19 protein-coding genes are annotated in these 18254 nt (G+C 37.1%); 10 read left to right on the top strand and 9 right to left on the bottom strand.

Annotated elements, in window-relative coordinates:
- Positions 1-105: 105 nt before the first annotated feature.
- The 6 genes from rpmB (at position 106) to GLP24_RS09810 (ending at position 4709) form a co-directional block, all read left to right on the top strand.
- Positions 106-342, top strand: a complete 237-nt coding sequence (gene rpmB / locus GLP24_RS09835; protein ID WP_045031821.1) for a 50S ribosomal protein L28 — start codon at positions 106-108, stop codon at positions 340-342.
- Positions 343-355: 13 nt separating this feature from the next.
- Entirely contained in the window at positions 356-523 is a 168-nt protein-coding gene (rpmG, locus tag GLP24_RS09830) for a 50S ribosomal protein L33 (RefSeq protein ID WP_005371942.1), read from the top strand.
- A 254-nt stretch (positions 524-777) separates the two neighbouring features.
- Positions 778-1272 (top strand): hypothetical protein, encoded by a 495-nt coding sequence (locus GLP24_RS09825; protein WP_232598252.1) that lies wholly within the window; start codon positions 778-780, stop codon positions 1270-1272.
- A gap of 22 nt (positions 1273-1294) precedes the next feature.
- Positions 1295-2104, top strand: coding sequence for a bifunctional DNA-formamidopyrimidine glycosylase/DNA-(apurinic or apyrimidinic site) lyase (gene mutM, locus GLP24_RS09820; protein WP_232578798.1), 810 nt, complete (start codon positions 1295-1297; stop codon positions 2102-2104).
- Between the two features lie 113 nt (positions 2105-2217).
- On the top strand, positions 2218-3222 hold the full coding sequence (locus tag GLP24_RS09815; protein WP_232602843.1) for an NAD-dependent epimerase: 1005 nt from the start codon (positions 2218-2220) through the stop codon (positions 3220-3222).
- A gap of 548 nt (positions 3223-3770) precedes the next feature.
- Positions 3771-4709 carry a glycosyltransferase gene (locus tag GLP24_RS09810; RefSeq protein ID WP_232615934.1) on the top strand — a complete coding sequence of 313 codons (939 nt, stop codon included), beginning with the start codon at positions 3771-3773 and terminating at the stop codon, positions 4707-4709.
- Positions 4710-4743: 34 nt separating this feature from the next.
- On the opposite strand, the gene coaD is transcribed toward GLP24_RS09810, so the two are convergent.
- From coaD to GLP24_RS09795, 3 genes are read right to left on the bottom strand one after another with little or no spacing between them, the layout of a single operon-like run.
- On the bottom strand, positions 4744-5226 hold the full coding sequence (gene coaD / locus GLP24_RS09805) for a pantetheine-phosphate adenylyltransferase (protein ID WP_232577363.1): 483 nt from the start codon (positions 5224-5226) through the stop codon (positions 4744-4746).
- Between the two features lie 5 nt (positions 5227-5231).
- Positions 5232-6008, bottom strand: a complete 777-nt coding sequence (locus GLP24_RS09800) for a glycosyltransferase family 2 protein (protein ID WP_232615933.1) — start codon at positions 6006-6008, stop codon at positions 5232-5234.
- Positions 6005-7072 carry a glycosyltransferase family 9 protein gene (locus tag GLP24_RS09795; RefSeq protein WP_101768120.1) on the bottom strand — a complete coding sequence of 356 codons (1068 nt, stop codon included), beginning with the start codon at positions 7070-7072 and terminating at the stop codon, positions 6005-6007. Before GLP24_RS09795 ends, GLP24_RS09800 begins: the two co-directional genes overlap by 4 nt.
- A gap of 89 nt (positions 7073-7161) precedes the next feature.
- Here GLP24_RS09795 and GLP24_RS09790 point away from each other — a divergent pair, with 89 nt between their 5' ends.
- Positions 7162-7890: a 3-deoxy-D-manno-octulosonic acid kinase gene (locus GLP24_RS09790; protein ID WP_101768192.1), complete on the top strand. Its 729-nt coding sequence runs from the start codon at positions 7162-7164 to the stop codon at positions 7888-7890.
- 17 nt (positions 7891-7907) lie between these two features.
- Here the strand turns inward: GLP24_RS09790 and waaA are convergent, their stop codons facing one another.
- Genes waaA through GLP24_RS09765 form a run of 5 tightly spaced genes read right to left on the bottom strand, consistent with a single transcriptional unit; the run spans position 7908 to position 12944 of the window.
- Positions 7908-9188, bottom strand: coding sequence for a lipid IV(A) 3-deoxy-D-manno-octulosonic acid transferase (gene waaA, locus GLP24_RS09785; RefSeq protein ID WP_232615956.1), 1281 nt, complete (start codon positions 9186-9188; stop codon positions 7908-7910).
- Positions 9182-10216: a lipopolysaccharide heptosyltransferase II gene (gene waaF / locus GLP24_RS09780; protein ID WP_101768118.1), complete on the bottom strand. Its 1035-nt coding sequence runs from the start codon at positions 10214-10216 to the stop codon at positions 9182-9184. The genes waaA and waaF overlap by 7 nt, the downstream gene beginning before the upstream one ends.
- A gap of 51 nt (positions 10217-10267) precedes the next feature.
- Complete coding sequence (locus GLP24_RS09775) at positions 10268-10987, bottom strand: glycosyltransferase family 2 protein (RefSeq protein WP_101768117.1); 720 nt, start codon at positions 10985-10987, stop codon at positions 10268-10270.
- A complete protein-coding gene (locus GLP24_RS09770; RefSeq protein WP_232615932.1) occupies positions 10984-12570 on the bottom strand; it encodes a capsular biosynthesis protein in 1587 nt (528 codons plus the stop codon). The genes GLP24_RS09775 and GLP24_RS09770 overlap by 4 nt, the downstream gene beginning before the upstream one ends.
- Positions 12561-12944, bottom strand: a complete 384-nt coding sequence (locus GLP24_RS09765; RefSeq protein WP_101768115.1) for an HAD hydrolase family protein — start codon at positions 12942-12944, stop codon at positions 12561-12563. The genes GLP24_RS09770 and GLP24_RS09765 overlap by 10 nt, the downstream gene beginning before the upstream one ends.
- Positions 12945-13201: 257 nt before the next feature.
- On the opposite strand from GLP24_RS09765, the gene GLP24_RS09760 reads away from it, so the two are divergent.
- Entirely contained in the window at positions 13202-14221 is a 1020-nt protein-coding gene (locus tag GLP24_RS09760; RefSeq protein WP_232615931.1) for a WavE lipopolysaccharide synthesis family protein, read from the top strand.
- A 49-nt stretch (positions 14222-14270) separates the two neighbouring features.
- On the opposite strand, the gene GLP24_RS09755 is transcribed toward GLP24_RS09760, so the two are convergent.
- Positions 14271-15362, bottom strand: coding sequence for a glycosyltransferase family 4 protein (locus GLP24_RS09755; protein WP_232615930.1), 1092 nt, complete (start codon positions 15360-15362; stop codon positions 14271-14273).
- Positions 15363-16021: 659 nt separating this feature from the next.
- Between GLP24_RS09755 and GLP24_RS09750 the strand changes: the two genes are divergently transcribed.
- Complete coding sequence (locus GLP24_RS09750) at positions 16022-17137, top strand: glycosyltransferase family 9 protein (protein WP_101768113.1); 1116 nt, start codon at positions 16022-16024, stop codon at positions 17135-17137.
- The gene (locus GLP24_RS09745; protein WP_232615929.1) at positions 17134-18225 is read left to right on the top strand and encodes a glycosyltransferase; all 1092 of its coding nucleotides are present in this window, start codon (positions 17134-17136) and stop codon (positions 18223-18225) included. Before GLP24_RS09750 ends, GLP24_RS09745 begins: the two co-directional genes overlap by 4 nt.
- Positions 18226-18254: the final 29 nt, after the last annotated feature.

The raw sequence follows: 18254 nt of genomic DNA, 5'->3' as shown, positions 1-18254 counted from the left end.
TTAGTATAATGCGCGACCTTTGATAGCTGTGGTTATATGTAAAATTGAATTTTACATTAAATTTCCATGGTAGATATCGAGCGAAACGATTTGGAGAAGACAGTAATGTCCCGAGTATGCCAAGTAACTGGTAAGCGTCCTGTAACGGGTAACAACCGTTCACACGCACGTAATGCCACCAAGCGTCGTTTTCTGCCGAACCTGCAAACTCATCGTTTCTGGGTAGAAAGCGAAAAACGCTTCGTTAAACTACGTCTTACCGCTAAAGGTATGCGTATCATTGATAAGAAAGGTATTGATATCGTTCTTGCAGAGATGCGTGTTCGCGGCGAGAACGTTTAGAGGAATTTGAACAATGGCAAAAGGCATTCGTGAGAAGATCCGTCTAGTATCATCAGCTGGTACAGGCCACTTCTACACTACCGACAAAAACAAGCGCAACATGCCAGGCAAATTTGAGATCAAGAAATTTGATCCAGTAGTTCGCCAGCACGTGCTTTACAAAGAAGCTAAAATCAAGTAATTGATTTTAAATTTTTTGATAAAAACCCAGCCTAGCTGGGTTTTTTTATATTTAAAATTCCACATACTCTTCCTGCTTTCCTGCTTTCCTGCTTTCCTGCTTTCCTGCTTTCCTGCTTTCCTGCTTTCCTGCTTTCCTGCTTTTTTTCTATTTTTAATTACCGACATTCAACAAGAACATAATTGGCTGTTGTTATTGATGATGGCAATGTTATCTTAATCACTATCAGTAAATACGCATAGGAGCGTCTGAGCATGCGGTTAACGCGACGCGGATGGAATAACGTTATCATTATCGGTGTTTTGGCTTTTATTGCCGTCATACAGCTTCCAGGGCTTATTCGTGCTCGCCTAATAACGCCTGTAGCGTCAGTCCCATCGTCAGCGGTGATTCCATTATTTGCTCAGGATCGAACTATTCAACGATTGTTGTTACCTAAAATGGCTTTTCAACATTCAGTGGCGGGTTGGGAAAGTAATCCTTCGATAACATTGGATATCGCTACTTTTATCGCGCGTTGGCAAACGTTAGCGGGGACAGAGGTGAGCGAACAACAGTTAGTTTCATTAAAAAGTCAGTTGAAACCCCCTCGTACAGTCGAAGCATGGTTGGTTGGTTATTCTCAACCGCAACGGATCACTGCCTATCAATTACCCCATTTTTGGCTATTTAATAATGGCGCTGGGCAATGGCTTGCTGTAACCGTTGATGCTGATTTTTTATTTCCGCGATTATCTTCAAAATTATAATTATTATTGGAGCAAGATAAAGATGCCTGAATTACCGGAAGTCGAAGTGACTCGAATGGGGATCACGCCGCATGTTGTTGGACAAGTGGTTACTGAAATTATTATTCGTAATTCGAGATTGCGATGGCCAATCCCTGACGCGATTAAAAATATTGAAGGCCAAGTGATCCGCAAGGTTACGCGCCGAGCAAAATATTTATTATTAGAAACCGATATTGGATATGCGATTGTCCATCTTGGTATGTCGGGTAATTTACGTATTTTGCCCGCAGGTTCAGCTGTAGAAAAACATGATCACGTTGATGTGGTATTAGCCAGTGGTGAAATACTGCGTTATAACGACCCTCGTCGCTTTGGAGCGTGGTTATGGCAACTGGCAGGTGAAAGCCACGCGGTGCTAGAGAAAATGGGCCCAGAGCCGCTCAGTGATGATTTTAATGGTGATTACTTAGTTGCAAAGGCGAAAGGAAAGCGTAAAGCAATTAAATTGTTGATTATGGATAATCATATTGTTGTGGGTGTCGGTAATATTTATGCCAATGAATCGTTATTTGCTGCGGGGATTGACCCACAATGTCCCGCAGGAAAAGTCTCAATCGTACAATTACAACTATTGGTGTCTGAAATAAAAATCGTATTACAAAAAGCGATCGCTCAAGGTGGTACGACTTTAAAAGATTTTAAAAATGCTGATGGTAAGCCTGGGTATTTTGCACAAGAGCTGCAAGTTTATGGCAAAGGGGGTCAACCATGTCCGCGTTGTGGTGAACCTTTAACGGACATTAAGCTGGGTCAGCGAGCCACTGTTTTTTGTGGTAAGTGTCAGTGTTAAATGAGTGTTTATTCATTTTTAGTTAACGATGGGTTCACTTTTTTTGATCAAAAGTAAGTATAAATATTGTTATTATTGCCATCTAAATTTATAGATATATTAAGGACTGAAAAATGAAATATTTAGTGACCGGCGTTGCTGGTTTTATTGGTAGTGCGGTTACTGAGCGCTTATGTGCACAAGGCCATCAAGTGATTGGTATTGATAATCTTAATGATTATTATGATGTGACACTTAAACACGCACGTTTAACCCGTATTGAGCACCCAAATTTTACATTTATTGAAATGGATATTGCTGATCGAGAAGGGATGGCTGGCTTATTTTCGGAACAGCAGTTTAATCGTGTGATCCATTTCGCTGGTCAAGCGGGTGTACGTTATTCAATAGATAATCCAATGGCTTATGGTGATAGTAACTTAATTGGCTATTTGACTATCCTTGAAGGCTGTCGTCATCATAAAGTCGAACACTTGGTTTATGCATCATCTAGTTCTGTGTATGGCTTAAACCAAAAAATGCCTTTTGATACGGATGATAGTGTTGATCATCCGGTGTCTTTATATGCGGCAACTAAAAAAGCCAATGAACTGATGGCGCACAGCTATTCTCATCTTTACGGTATTCCAACCACTGGCTTACGTTTCTTCACGGTTTATGGTCCGTGGGGACGCCCCGATATGGCATTGTTTAAATTTACTAATGCCATCATGGAAGGTAAAGAAATTGATATCTATAACAATGGTGATATGAGCCGTGATTTTACTTATATCGATGATATTGTTGAAGGTGTTATGCGTATTCAGGATGTGATTCCACAGCCTAATCCTGAGTGGACGGTTGAAGCTAATTCATCGGCGACCAGTTCTGCACCATACCGTATTTATAACATTGGTCATGGTAGTCCCGTTAAATTAATGGACTATGTTGAAGCACTAGAAGCATCATTAGGTGTAGAAGCTAAGAAAAACTTTATGCCAATGCAAGCTGGCGATGTTTACATGACATATGCAGATACTGATGACTTGTTTGCTACAACGGGTTATAAGCCTGCGGTTGAAGTTAAACAAGGCGTACAGGCTTTTGTTGAGTGGTATCGTGAGTATTACAATAAGTAAGTTTTAAAGGCCTTAAATTAGGCCTTTTTATTTATTTTGTTATCACAGAGAATTTTTCTTGAACAGCTTTTTCACCCTTAGGGTTTTGCGTGTTCATTTTATGCTCTAGGTAAAATTGACGGTATTAACCTACAGTACTTATAAAAACTAAGCTTAATTTATCTAGACGAGATAAAAGATCTGTATCTTGGTATCAAAGATAGCGAATAATTAACGCTTTGATGAGTACGTTTTATTCAGTTATTAACTTTATAATTAGAACCATTATCAGCTATACATAATGAAAAATTATGATCAAACTGATTTAAATAATCATCTAAAACGAGTTCTAGAGGACTTAATCATAATGATATCTATTTTCATATATTATATCAGGAACCAAGTAAGTGTTAGCGGTGCTTTTATTTAGTAGCGTGTGAAATTATAACCAACTAATTTGTGCGTACATAGAATTTAACGTCATTTTGTATTTATTTAATGGGGTTACTTAAAATGGATATTTAAGTGTATTATTCTGCCTTCACTAATTAATCGAAATGTAGCTAAAAATGAGTGTTATTTTACATATTCATGATCAATCTCTTCCTCCTGTAAGCTCTAGTGGTGGTTCAAATCGATTAATTGATTGGTTAGCAGTAGAGCAAGCGAAGAAAGGGCATAAAGTGTACGTTATGACTCCGATAGGCTCGGATACAGAGTTTTATCAGCATATTACGTTGTCATTACCATGTACTTTTGAGGAATTACTTGCACTCATTCCTCATGACGTTGAATATATCGAGCATCATGGTGGGGTTGACGGTGCTGTTTTTGAGGATGTATTAGCGCGCTATCCTGGAAGTATTCAAGTCTGCCATGCTGGTAAACATGAGGGGAAAAATAATGTTTTCATTTCGAAGAGTCATGCGAAAATACAAGGTGGTAAAGTTATTGCGTTTAACGGAATCCCTGTAGAAGATTATATTTTTCGTGAAAATAAAGATAATTATCTATTATTTTTAGCTAAAGTTAAACGTAGTAAAAAAGGTGTAGATACAGCAATAAAAGTAGCTAAAAAGGTTAATTTGCCGTTAATTGTTGCTGGTGGACGTAGATTTGCTAATCCTGAAACATGGTTTAATTGGCATCCATTAATTAAGCCTGTAGGTTATATTAATGGTGCGGATAAATTTGATTTAATCAGTAAGGCTAAGGCGTTACTTGTCCCTATTCGCTGGGAGGAGCCTTTTGGATTAACAATTGTTGAATCTATGTTATCTGGTACGCCTGTTATTGCTTTTAATCGTGGTGCAATGTCAGAGCTTATTATTGATGGGGAGACCGGTTTTCTTTGTGATAATGAGAACGATATGATTGAAGCAATAAAAAAATTAGATCAGATCTCTCCTAAAAGGTGCAGAGATCACGCCATACAGTATTTTACTGTCGCTAAAATGTGTAAAAGACATCTTGAATTGTTAGCGCAAGCAGAAGAATGCTCATGGTGATTGTAAAAGGCGCCTTTTGCGCCTTTTTTAATTATTATTTAACGAATTTAGCAAGAAGGGCTTGTGTGACTAGAGGGTCAACAAATTGACTCACATCCCCTTTATGGAGCGCGACTTCTTTAACTATGGTTGAAGAAATAAATGAATTTTTTTCTGCTGGCGTTAAAAATACCGTTTCAAGCTCAGGCATTAAGCGGCGATTCATATTGGCTAATTGAAATTCATATTCAAAATCAGACACTGCCCGTAATCCTCGCACTAAAATATTAGCATGATGCTCTTTGGCAAAATTAACTAATAATCCTGAAAAGCCAACAATCTCAACATTAGATAAATGTGCTGTAATTTTCTGAGCTAGCTCAACCCGCTCTTCTAAAGTGAATAACGGTTTTTTGCTGGGATTAAATGCCACACCAACAATCACGTGATCAAACATTGCAGTTGCGCGCTCGATGAGATCAATATGACCGTTAGTGATTGGATCAAAAGTGCCGGGATAGATAACACGTGTTGTCATAATAGTTACTTATTTTGTTTAAGGTAAAGACCAAGATACTTATTGAGTACATATTGCGTATTAATACAGGCAATAATAAATCCATGTTTACCATCAAGAAAGCCACATTTAATAAAATAGGTACGTATAAAGCTAAAAAGTGCATGTCCAATTGCTGAAGCTACAGAGGCTTTTTTCCCTTGTAGGTATTTTTCTTGTGCCCATAATTCAGCATATTGAGATTGTTTTTTTTGAAACTCAAAGAAATTTTCAAAGGTATAATGTTCTAAATTACCCGCTATTTTTATAACTTGGATTTCAGAAGGAATGATAACAGATTCATGTACTTGAGCATTATTATAGTGTGTTTCTTGGGGGCGGTATAAACGTACAATCCAATCAGGATGCCAGCCTGAGTGACGAATAAATTTACCAAAGGCGGTACTTAGACGATTAATGCTATAAACCACATTATGTTGATTATCTTGCAATACATTTAGAATAGATTGTCTTAGTTCAGGTGTGACTCGTTCATCAGCATCGAGCCATAAAACATAATCGCTAGTGATATATTGTTGAGCAAGTTGACGTTGTTGTCCAAATCCAGGCCACTGAAAATTGACATAAAATTTATCCGTATAACGACGAGCGATGGTTTCTGTTTCATCAGTACTACCAGAGTCGAGAATGATAATTTCGTCGACCCAGTCTTTAATCGTATCTAGACACGCAGCAAGATGCTTAGCTTCATTTTTAACAATTAGTGCAACACTCAGTGTTGGTTTGTCGGTTGATATATTCATATATTTTCCTTGGAAGCTAATGACATTGCTGACGATAGGATGAGATCAAGTTTTTCTTTTACCATCGCAACACTAATTTGCGGCATGATATCGCTACCTTTGACGCGTGCTCCCCATGGTAACTCGCCTAATGGTTTGCCGTAATGTTGTTCAGCGACTTGCTGGTAAACACTGACCGTATATGGCAATGATAAATACGGCCCAGTACGGGCTGGATTACTATGACCATAGAGGCCAATGACGGGGGTGTTTTGGGTGGTTGCTAAATGGGCTGGACCTGAATCTGGTGCTAACACCACGGTTGCTGCTCGCAATAATGCCGTAAGTTGTAATAATGTTGTTTTGCCAATTAAATTGATAATTGGTGCATTACTGAGGCTAATAATGTGTTGGCCTAATTGTTGCTCACGGTCACTGGGTGAGCCACATAAAATCACAGCTAAACCCTTAGTTGCCGCATAATCAGCGATGGCCGCATAACGATCAGGAAGCCAATTTCGTTCATCTTTACTGGCGGCGGGTGAGATCACTAATGTAGGCTGGTGGATATATTGTTCAGCAACACTGTTATCTTCAGTTGTCAGCGGAATATTCCATTCTGGGGTGGTAAAAGGAACCCCAATGTAACGCGCAAAATCCGCCATGTTATCGAGCACATGGACACTATTAGTATTAGGTAAGTGTTTATTAGTAAACAGCCATTGACCTTCTTTGGTGCGGTTTTTACTAAACCCAACGCGATACTTAGCTTTAATCCCTAAAGATAGTACACTTGCACGTAAGGCGACTTGCATATCCAATAGCGCATCAAAACGTTGTGATTTGAGTTGTTGCCAAACCTGTTTAATGCCATGCCAGCCGGCTTTTTTATCAAAACTGATCACCGTAATATTGGGTAATGCATTGACTAATTGTGCTTCAACTTTACCGACAACCCACGTGATTTCAGTGGTTGGCCACTGGCGTTGGATCGCTTGGACGACAGCAATCGCATGGCAAACGTCACCAATAGCAGACAAGCGTAAGATACAAATTGAACGTGGTGGCGTTGAGAACAGAGCCATGGGGTTACCTTATTAAAAGTGGTTAGTGAATTATGCCGCTAGCCATTGAAATTGTAAAATATTCAACAATAAATGCGAGAGAGGCTGTAGTGCAGGAAATTATCAGTAACAACCAGGCCATTTGGTTTGATAGCGATTATCTAAGTGCAGATCCGCATGGTTGCTTTGATATTGAGTATTGGCGTCAGCGTGATGCAGTTATTGGCTCTGCCAAAGGGCGTGGTACAACATGGTTTGTTGCCGATGAAAAATTGGAAATGGCATTGCGTCATTATCATCGTGGTGGGCTGTTTGCTAAAGTGAACAATGATCGTTATTGGTTTACCGATTGGAATACAACCCGCAGCGGTGCTGAATTAGCATTGTTAAAATTATTACGTGACGGTGGGGTAAATGTACCTCGACCTATTGCCGCGCGTGCCGTTAAAAAAGGCATGGCCTATAAAGCGGATATTTTGGTTGAGAAAATTGCCAATAGCCATGATTTAGTCGCACAGCTACAAAGCCAGACATTAGCCGCGACAGTGTGGCGTGATATTGGTGAAATGATCGGTAAGATGCATGATTTGCAAGTGTGTCACACGGATTTAAATGCCCATAATATTTTATTAGATGATGGTCAGCAGCCGTGGCTGATTGATTTTGATAAGTGTGATTGCCGTGAGGGCGATGATTGGAAAGTGGATAATTTGGCACGTTTAAAGCGTTCTTTCCTCAAAGAGGTCGATAAACGTGCGATTAAGTGGTGCGAAGATGATTGGAACGCTTTGTGTGATGGTTATGCGTCCAAAAGTCAGCTTCGCATTACTATTGGTTAATGATAAGTAGTGATTAATTAATCATTATCTAAGTAAAAATGAATATTGGCGATGGTTTTATTCACTGCGCCTTGGTTTTCAATCACTATCTTTTGTCCTTGTGCGCCCATGTGTTGTTGACGCTCGGGATCATTAAATAATGTCACCAGTTGCTGTGCGAGCTGGTGGCTATTTTGACAGATTTCAATCGCTCCTGCGGCTAATAGTTGTTGAGTGATATCTTCAAAATTATAAAAACTAGGGCCTGTAATTGCGGGTTTTGCAACCGCGGCTGGCTCTAATAAGTTATGCCCACCGACCTTTTCTCCGACTAAACTTCCCCCCATAAACGTCACATCAGCTGTCGCTAGCATGACTAACATTTCCCCCATTGTATCTGCGAGATATAACTGAGTGTTCGCTTTAATTGGGGTGGTGTCTGTACGGCGGTGAACCGTTAATCCTCGTTCTATTGCCAGTTTGGCAACACTATCAAATCGTTGCGGATGGCGAGGCACAATAATGACCATCGCATCTGGATACTGTTGTAGCACGGCTTGATAAGCATCGAGTACTTGCTCATCTTCCCCTTGATGGGTACTCGCCGCCACGAAAATTGGTCGTTGAGCACCCAGTTGCTGGCGCAGATTCTGAGCGTGCTCAAAAACGGTATTTGCAATGGTGATGTCGTATTTGATTGAGCCAGTAACCGCGATTTGATGTTGTTGTGCGCCAATGGCGATAAAGCGCTGGGCGTCATCATCATGCAAGCATAAGATTTTATCTATTTTATTGAGCAATTGATGAGTAAAGAAACTAAACGATTGATAGCGTTTGGCTGAGCGCTCTGATAAGCGCGCATTAACAATAATCGTCGGAATTTTTTGTTGATGAACACAAGTTAAGGTATTGAGCCATAATTCTTTTTCAACGATAAGGAATAATTTGGGTTTGATAGTGTTTAAAAAACCGCGAACACACCAAGCAAAATCAATTGGCATGTAACGATGTTCAACTAATTCGCCTAATTTAGCCACTTGTTCAGCGCCAGTGCTGGTGGTTGTGGTTACGACAATAGCTTGCTCTGGATAGGCTTGTTTGAGTGCTTTGATGACAGGCACAATCGCGATAGCTTCACCAACAGAAGCCGCATGGATCCAAATAGGTGCAGTTGTCGTGGCGAGGCGAGGAGTAAAACCAAAATGCTCTTTCCAACGCGCACCAAAAGCAGGTTTTCCCGGTTTGGTTCGATAAAGCCCCCATAATAATATAGGAGCAGCTAATGAGAGCAATAGGGTATATAGCGTTCGAATCATAATGCTTTTAGATTATTAATTGCAGCGATGACTTGTTGTGGTGATATTTCTGTCATGCATTTATTATGCTTCAAAGGACATTCTCGTTTAAAGCAAGGTCGACAACTAATATCAGTGTGTAAAATAACTTTTTTATCAGTCAATGGCGGAGTGTAATTTGGTGTTGTTGGCCCATAAAGAGCAACCACATTACACTGCACCGCTGCTGCAACATGCATTAAGCCTGAGTCATTGCCGATAACCGTTGAGCATGATGCAAGCAGATCGATAACGTCTGTGAGTGATGTTTTACCTGCTAAGTTATGACAGTAATGTTGGGCATCATTAGATAAAGACTTTTCAATTTGATCGGTTAATTTTTTTTCATTATCGGAGCCAAATAATAAAATATTACAGCCCGCTTCGATAAGACTTTTAGCGACTGAAGTGTAGTGATCTATAGGCCAGCATTTAGCTGAGCCATAAGCTGCACCTGGGCATAATGCAATTGAAGTGCGATTTTGGTTAATATTAAATTTTTCAATTACTTGTTGTTGATTATTAGTGTCAACAGTTAGAGTAGGAAATGGCATATCTGTTAGGCAACCTGAACCCGTCATTGCCGATGCGGGATGTGCTAATGAAATGTAACGTTCAATCATTAAATTAAATGATTTTTTGTTGTTACGTAAATCATTAAGTAGGCCATAACGCATTTCACCTTTCCAGCCAGTACGAGTTTGTATATTTGCGAAGAATGGGATCAAGGCTGATTTTGCCGAATTTGGTAGAATATAAGCGTGATCATAATGGTTATCACGTAATATCTTGCCTAATTGGTAGCGAGCAAAGAAATTGAAGTCACCATGATTAAGTGGCATTTCAATGGTCTGATTTATTTCTGGCATGCGTGCCAATACGGTTTTACACCAACCTGGTGCCATTACATCAATGATACAATCTGGATGTTGTTTTTTTAATTCAATATAGAGGCATTGCGACATTACCATGTCGCCAATCCAGGATGGACCGATGATTAAAATTTTAGTCATAAATAATTTACCAGGTTAAGGTTCTCAGGCTGTGTAGTTGTTGTGAACTAATTACTGATTTAAGAAATCGAGATACTCTTGGGGAACACCACAAAAAATAACTTGCTCGCGATCTATCTGATGATAATGGATTTTTTTACCTTTACTAATTAGAGCATTGTAAAGCGGGGCGACATATAGTTCGCCTTTTTCCCATTCAGATATTGGCTGAGAAATATAATTATTATAGGCATAATGAAAGTCATTTATATCCGCAAAATAATAAAGACCTGTACAGCAAAGGTTTGATATTGGCCTTTTTTCTGCGGTTTCGATAACTTGTGTAGAACCGATTTTTTCTGGTTTGGCAAATGACCAGTTATCACCACTGCCTTCAAATACTTCCAAGTAGCCATCCCCTAACATCGTGAGATCGGGATAATTAAAGTGTGGGCGGAAGGTATCAATATTAAAAATAGTAATCGGACCTTGATAGTTAATCTCGGTAAGCCCTAACGCGACAGTTTCTGCCTGTCCTCGTGTTTCTTGATTAAGAACCGTGATATGGAATTGCTTGATACCAAGGGCATTAATGCGTGTTTCAACAAACTGGCGAGTTTGGTAAACATCTCGAATAATAAAGACAAACAACTCCGTTTCAAATAAAGCAGCGAAGCTGTTTACTGCATGATCAAATAAACTTTCATTATGTGCTTCTAGTATATATTTAGGTTGAGTATAGCCAGCATTGAAAAAACGAGAGCTTAATCCTGCCATTGGAATAACGATCATAAAGTATGTTCTACCATTAGTTGATGAAGGCGGAAGGCATTTGCCATTAAAGCATCCTGACGGCGAGGGTCATCAGCATGGAGTGGCAGCATTGACAGAAATAATTGAATTTGCATTGCGTATAGATTTACTGCTGATAAGTTAAATTTATCACGCACTAGTTCAATGAAAAGCAGCTGATTTTCTTGATGTTGTTCAAAGCCTGCGACATTAAAAAGTATGGTATTATCAGTAATATTTACATGATAATAGCCCGCAATAATCCAGTCATATAAACCAAGAATTGAGTGACTTAATTTAGCTAAATCATAACGAATATCCCCAAATAAAGTCATGGTGCCATCAGGTGTCATTCCTCGAGGATCGATAGTTTTTATACGATTGGTTCTAAAGTCATATAAAATATTACTAAAACAAAAATCACCATGCATGATAGTGGCAAAAGCTGCTGGTTTTGGCAGATGTTGATGGCTATCAGTGACTAATTGTTGCAATGAAATAGGGTGTTGGTTGTTATAGCACCAAGTTGTGGTTAAAGACAAATCACGGTCTTGGCAAAAATCATTAAGGCGTTGTGATGTTTTTTCACCAAATAATTGTTCCAATGAAGCTGCTGGTTGATCATTTGGTTGTAAGTGGTGTTGGCACGTAGTTAAAAAAGACAAACTACTATTGATGATCTGGCGCCATATGATGGAAGGCAAATTAGCAAAAACGAATAATTCATTTAAGGTGGTATGGTGGAGGTACTCAAGACGGTAACTGAAAATGCCTTGCTCCTCATAGTGACCCATATATTGCGGAATATAATTACGCATCATTGGCGGTAGGTGTTCGAACCAATTAGCCTCGGCTTGAATTTTTAATCCATTAATACTGCTTTTTTCACACCATTCTGGTGATATCTTTAATTGGTTAAAGGCTCGTTGAGTGGTAAATTTTGCTTTTGAGCGATAATAAGTATTTACATGGCCAAAATCGAGCCAGTCAGTCGTATGGACAGTCGTTAAACCAATTAATTGATTGTAGCGATTTAAGCCTTCAAGAAAGTCCCAACGGCTTTGGGTAATGCAACGAATAAGTTGGCGAGGTTGGCTGAAGTTAAAATAGCCACTGACAACATTATTTTCAGTATGGTCAAGATCGTTATCAACGTTCTGAATCCAATGGTGTTTGCTATTTGTTACTGCCGACCAATTATAGCTATCTTCTACTTGAGAGACAGTGATTGAATCTTCAATCGTAGGTAGAGGTGAAATTAATGTATCACCAAATAAGACTTCAAGGCTGGTATTAATGGGTTTATCGATGAGATTTAAAGCGATAACAAGTGAAGCCCCTAGTGATATATCATCAGGAATTTCAAGCACAGTAACATTATGCAGTTGAAGCCATTGGGCATCAATATCAGGTAAGTCATAAGATTCAGGTAGGCTTAAATAAAGTGTTTTTTCTTTGGGGGCCGCCGCGATTTGATGTTGAAATAAACGGCGGTTTCCAAGTGGTAATAAACTTGGTGGTATATTTCCAAATTCAGATTTTAAATCCTGATCAACATATGCTGCTGACATAATTAAGAACACTTTATTTTTTCCTTATCAAGTAAGCTATTGATTTTATCAACTGAAAGTGATGTGAATTCAGAAGGGCGAATCGCACGATCGTCAATATAGAACCCGTCATGACCGCACCATGGTTTACCAACGATGATTTCATCATAAGGTACATTATATTTATCAAGCCATTCTACAATAATTGGTAGAGTATGAATGTTTATTTTTCCAATATTGCCTTCATAGGTGCGCATATTACGAGCAGTAAAAATAGTGATACTAAATCCTTGCTGTCGGTATTCTATTAGTTTGTTTATAACGTCACAATTAGGTGCAACAAGTCGGTAATCAGTAGTGTTTGCGGTTGTTAGTGTTCCATCTAGATCGATAACCAATTTTTTCATGAGATGTTAATTTCCTTTTTAAGAAGCGTTCTTTTATTTATTGTTAATAACAGTACTAAAGTTTATCAAGAATAAGCATTGTAGATTTTTAGTTTTATTATCATTTAGATAAGAGCTAATTATAATAACTAAAGAAACCAATGTTAACTAGGATACCTAGTTGTTATCAGTTAAAATATAATTCACTCTTGAACGAGGTATTTAATACGTAGTGATATGTGGTGATTAATTAAAGAGTATTAAACAGTGGATCGGTAATGAATAATAAACAAGAGATAAGCCCTAAAGATATAACTGTTGTGGTTCAAGGGCCAGTTCAAACTTTTAGTGATAGAGAGCAAGAGTTAGGGATCACTCAAAAGTGCTTGAATTCTGTACGTCAATTTTTACCAGGAGCAAAGATAATTCTATCAACTTGGCACAATCAAGATCTTACCGATTTAGATTATGATCAGTTAGTATTATGTGATGATCCTGGAACCAATATACGTGCTTATAATGTAGATGGAACACCACAGATGTTTAATAATAATCGTCAGATTGTTTCGACACTGGATGGGTTACATCATGTTACAACGCCTTATACGATGAAGTTACGTAGCGACAATTATTTAATCTCTGATGCATTTTTGCATTTGCAACAAGCCTTTCCAAAGCGGTGTAATGAAGATCGTTTTTTTAATGAAAGAGTTGTTGTGATTAATACCTTTACTCGTCGTTATGCCAAAGGTTTACCTGTTGTATTTCATATGAGTGATTTCTTTTATTTTGGTCGAACCGAGGATGTGATTGCTTGTTGGAAGATGCCATTAATCGAAGATTTTATCGCGACGAAAGACACACCTTATAATATTGGCTTTCCTGATTATTCGATCGATTGTACTCAGATGCTATTTATTCGAGCAATGCAGCAATTTGATCAGAGTTTTACTTTAAATGGATTGCTTGATAATAACCCAGAAAAACAAATTTTTTCTGATCGTTGCTTTGCGAATAACTTTGTGATTGCCGATCCACAACAAGTCGGTGTTGGTTTATGCCGTAAATTTGTAGTAAAAGCACGTGTTTCTCGAACTAAAGGCAAAGTTGCTCATTGGCAATTTAAAGAGTGGCAGCAACTTTATCAAAAATATTGTGATTCTAATTTTGATCTTCAATATCCTATCTTTGCACAATGTAAGTTATTTTTGCAGCGCTGTTTATATGTTTTTCCAGCACGTTTAGAAAATAAACGTCGATTACAACAACGTCAGAAAAAAGTATCAGTTAATAAATAATCCTGCCAGCAATAAGCAACAGGATTATGCTTTGTTGTCGAGTAATAACTTATTGCTTTAATAAACGCTCAAAAAAAGCTAGGTGTTGCTGTGCTGTATTTTCAACGGAAAGCGTAGTCGCGATATAGTGTTGCGCTGTTAATCCCATGATCTTTGCTTCAGTAGCATGGTGATAAATATAGCAGATCTTATCGGCAATCACGTGAGCATTATTAGTTTCAACTACAAATCCACTGACACCATCCTTTACTATTTCAGCATTACCCCCCGTAGTTGTAACAATTGAAGGTATAGCCATTGCCATTGCTTCAATAACAGTTTTTGGTAGACCTTCACCACTGACTGAGGGTTGAATCTGTACATTTGCTGCTGCCATGAGTTCAGGCACATCAGTTCGGTAGCCTAGAAAGTGAATATTATTAGGGTAAGGCGCTTGTTGGGCTAATTGTTGATTAGCGGCAGTATCAATACCACGGCCTGCCAGTAATAAATGAATATTAGGTTCTTTCTCTAAGTATTGCATCGCTTCTAATAATACATGTACCCCTTTGCTTGGGCGTGCATTTGCAACACAAATAATAACAAAATCATCGGTATTGATATTAAGTGCGCTTAAATTGGCTGCTTGAGTTTGGTACCAAGCTAAATCATGCCCTTTGTGGATAGCAACCACGTTATTTTTGTTTGACCATACTTGCTTGGCTACATCTTCACGCACTTTATCGGCCACACATGAAATACCGTTTACGCGAGGATGAAGGTGGGTTAAATACGCACTGGGATCATGACGATATAATCCTCCGACCGTGCCTCGGTAAGTAACGAGTTTTGTGGCAGGAAAACCGATACAAGCAAAAGCTGCATTTGGAATGGTACGTGAGTTGGTTGCATAAACGATATCGTATTGATATTTCTTTAGCTCATTACGAATTATTGTTATGGTTTTACAGCATATTTTTTTATGCGGATAAGCATCAATCACTGTTAATCCTTTATCTCGAAAACGAGATACGTACGGCGCATTACCTTGAGTAACGACAGTAATATGATGTCCTTGTTCTGCCATTGAAATAATCATCTCAGCTTCAGGTCTAACGCTGTTCCATGCATCGATATAGGAACTAATTACCATAATTTTCATCACATATCCCAATATTAAATAATCTAAATTGCATTAATGCCTATAAATGTTTATATGCATATTTATAGGTTACAATAGCTATGAAGATTATGGAATTAAGGCTTAATATTTTCTTTGAAATGAATTAAAGTAGTATTAATGTTTAATTTTGGCAGTTGTTGTAACTATTTGTTTTATATGTGATATTTAATCATAAAATTAAGATTCAAGTTTTGCTTGTTAGTTTTGAATCAGTAATTGAAAGAAGGTCTGATATCATAATAATGCTTAATGATTTGGGTGTGAGGTAATCGATGTTGTTGATGGACTAACCTAATGAAGCTGCCTTTATTTTACATCGAGGTCGAAAAGCATTAGCGGGTGAAATTGTTTTATGCTGTGGAACATAAATCTGGTGTAACGTTGGTTAAATTTTCAAAGCACCATAATAGACACGTATTTTTTTGCAAAGAAGTGATGAATTTATGGTATCTGTTGATGTGTTTATTCATAATATTTATTTACATTGTTGAGTGATGTATAACATTTATGCGATTATATACAGCAATGCTTTGTTCAAGAATAAACATAAGATCTCGATAATAAAATTGTATCTGTGATTGAGAACACTGCTATTTTATCAAAATTAGTGTTATTTGGCGGGCTAGAGTTAGGTTTATATGCAAATAGTAAAAAGAGTCAAAGCGAAATGGCGTTGTATTCGTAATCAAATAAAAGTATTAAAGCTTAATTTGTATATTAAAAAATATGATAAACGCACTCATAACCTAATTTTTGATAAATCAAATATTAAGAATATTGTTATCTTACGGTGGGATGATAAGTTAGGTGATGCGATGATGTGTGGTAATTTTATTAAAATTTTACGCCAGTATCGCCCTGATATTCACATTACGGTATTAACTGGTTTAACCACAAAATCATGGTTAAATAAAGCAGCTCCTGCAGATAATTACATCATTTATAGTAAAGAAAAAAGAGATCAGATTATTCAGAATAATATGGGTAAATTTGATCTTTTTATCGATCTTGGTACACATTGTAGCTATAAAGATATTTACTTATTATCAAAATTTAAAGCAAAACATTATTTAGGTTTTAACCGCCAAAAATATGCATTATTTGATGTTAATATTGATAATAAATACCATCATTTTAAAGAAAGATATATTGCGGCAGCCCAATTATTGGTAGATCAAGCCATAGGTAAGATAAATGGTTTACCAACGCCTGATTTTTTGGTGAAAAAAGTTGAACTACAACAGTTAGTAAGTCGAACAAAACTCACCTACAATAATGTTGTTGCCATTAATTTCTTTGGCTCGGGTAAATATCGACGATTTTCATTTGAGCAAGCGAAGATGTTACTTATACGATGGCGGCAGCAATTTCCACAGGATTTGTTGATTATTATACCGACCCCGAATGAGGAAAAATTCACTGGATCATTAGTTACTATTTTAAATGATCCTGCAATTATATTACCTCAGCAGTTAGCTTGTTTTGAAATGTCATTAGCCATTATTAATATTGCGGATTTTACTTTTACGCCAGATACTGCTGTCGTACATATGGCTTCAGCAATTAATAAACCTGTTATTGGTGTATATCGACAGAATATGCAAAATTATGAAGAATGGAAACCATTAGGAAATCATTCACAATGTTTATTAAATCGACAGCCATTTTGTAGTGATGATAGTGTTCATGTTCATGAGTTTGATTGGCAAGATTTAGTTTTGGCTCGTTCAACTATTTTAAAGGCATTAGCATGAGAATCGGTTTTTTTTTACGAGATTTGAAAATTGAAGGCGTGCAAGTTGTCGCCTTACGATTAGCTAAAGAATTTATTACCTTAGGGCATCAGTGTGACTTTATTTGTTTAGATGCAGAAAAAGAGTTGGAAATAGGAACTGATATAAATATTCATGTACTTAATATCCCTAAAGAAATTAAATATAAGAAAATAATAAAATATGCGCCAATTTTTTCAAAGTGGTTGTATAAAGAGGATTTGAAGCATAGGTTTGATGTTATTTTATGTACTCATGGTGATACTATTAATATAGTTTCTGTACTTGATGATCCTCGTATTATTATTCAGCAGCATAGTTGTGATAAAACAAGTTATGAAAGTAAAAATTATCTTAAAAAAATAAAATATCGTTTAAAGCTATCAAAAAAGGTCAATAAAAAGCATATCATTTGTGTTTCTAAAGGTATGGCTGAATTTATTTCATCAATTACAAGTTGTTATCATAGTATTTCTACTATTTATAATCCATTTGATATTCAAGAAATAAAAAAATTAGCGAAACAACCATTAGATACATTTTTTTATGATAATGAGTATATTTGTTATATTGGACGCTTAGCCAAAGAAAAAAGACTGGAGTTATTAATTAATGCTTATACTTTAATAGATAAAAATATAAAATTATTTATTGTTGGTGACGGTTGTGAAGAATATAAAAAACGTTTACTTAATTTAATCGATAAATTAGAACTTAATGATAGAGTATTTATATTACCTTTTTATGATAATCCATTTCCTATAATAAACAAAGCTCAAGCGTTGATTTTAACCTCTGAAACTGAGGGGTTTGGAAATGTATTAGTAGAAGCTTTAATTTGTCATACACCAATCATAAGTGTTGATTGTCATTCAGGTCCTGCTGAAATTATGTCAGGCGAACTGAAACACTATTTAGTAAAAGAAGCGACCCCTGAAAATATAGCACATAAAATTAATGATTTATTATTAGGTGATGCTAAAATAGATTTTGAAAAAACATACCCTAAATATGCGGCAACTAATATTGCCAGAAAGTATATTAAATTATTTATTAATATTAGTAAATAATTTAAAGGCACCATAATTATATAAATGGT

Origin of the sequence: Photobacterium carnosum (assembly GCF_021236965.1) — a bacterium.
GTDB classification, from domain to species: Bacteria; Pseudomonadota; Gammaproteobacteria; order Enterobacterales; family Vibrionaceae; genus Photobacterium; species Photobacterium carnosum.
The sequence above is the reverse complement of the archived record's forward strand: the minus strand, read 5'-3'. Positions and strand labels throughout refer to the sequence as shown.

What these genes read in the sequence shown, in the direction of transcription:
- rpmB (WP_045031821.1), top strand. Translation starts at nt 106, where the DNA reads ATGTCCCGAGTATGCCAAGTAACTGGTAAGCGTCCTGTAACGGGTAAC.
- rpmG (WP_005371942.1), top strand. Translation starts at nt 356, where the DNA reads ATGGCAAAAGGCATTCGTGAGAAGATCCGTCTAGTATCATCAGCTGGT.
- GLP24_RS09825 (WP_232598252.1), top strand. Translation starts at nt 778, where the DNA reads ATGCGGTTAACGCGACGCGGATGGAATAACGTTATCATTATCGGTGTT.
- mutM (WP_232578798.1), top strand. Translation starts at nt 1,295, where the DNA reads ATGCCTGAATTACCGGAAGTCGAAGTGACTCGAATGGGGATCACGCCG.
- GLP24_RS09815 (WP_232602843.1), top strand. Translation starts at nt 2,218, where the DNA reads ATGAAATATTTAGTGACCGGCGTTGCTGGTTTTATTGGTAGTGCGGTT.
- GLP24_RS09810 (WP_232615934.1), top strand. Translation starts at nt 3,771, where the DNA reads ATGAGTGTTATTTTACATATTCATGATCAATCTCTTCCTCCTGTAAGC.
- coaD (WP_232577363.1), bottom strand. Translation starts at nt 5,226, where the DNA reads ATGACAACACGTGTTATCTATCCCGGCACTTTTGATCCAATCACTAAC.
- GLP24_RS09800 (WP_232615933.1), bottom strand. Translation starts at nt 6,008, where the DNA reads ATGAATATATCAACCGACAAACCAACACTGAGTGTTGCACTAATTGTT.
- GLP24_RS09795 (WP_101768120.1), bottom strand. Translation starts at nt 7,072, where the DNA reads ATGGCTCTGTTCTCAACGCCACCACGTTCAATTTGTATCTTACGCTTG.
- waaF (WP_101768118.1), bottom strand. Translation starts at nt 10,216, where the DNA reads ATGACTAAAATTTTAATCATCGGTCCATCCTGGATTGGCGACATGGTA.
- GLP24_RS09775 (WP_101768117.1), bottom strand. Translation starts at nt 10,987, where the DNA reads ATGATCGTTATTCCAATGGCAGGATTAAGCTCTCGTTTTTTCAATGCT.
- GLP24_RS09765 (WP_101768115.1), bottom strand. Translation starts at nt 12,944, where the DNA reads ATGAAAAAATTGGTTATCGATCTAGATGGAACACTAACAACCGCAAAC.
- GLP24_RS09760 (WP_232615931.1), top strand. Translation starts at nt 13,202, where the DNA reads ATGAATAATAAACAAGAGATAAGCCCTAAAGATATAACTGTTGTGGTT.
- GLP24_RS09755 (WP_232615930.1), bottom strand. Translation starts at nt 15,362, where the DNA reads ATGAAAATTATGGTAATTAGTTCCTATATCGATGCATGGAACAGCGTT.
- GLP24_RS09750 (WP_101768113.1), top strand. Translation starts at nt 16,022, where the DNA reads ATGCAAATAGTAAAAAGAGTCAAAGCGAAATGGCGTTGTATTCGTAAT.
- GLP24_RS09745 (WP_232615929.1), top strand. Translation starts at nt 17,134, where the DNA reads ATGAGAATCGGTTTTTTTTTACGAGATTTGAAAATTGAAGGCGTGCAA.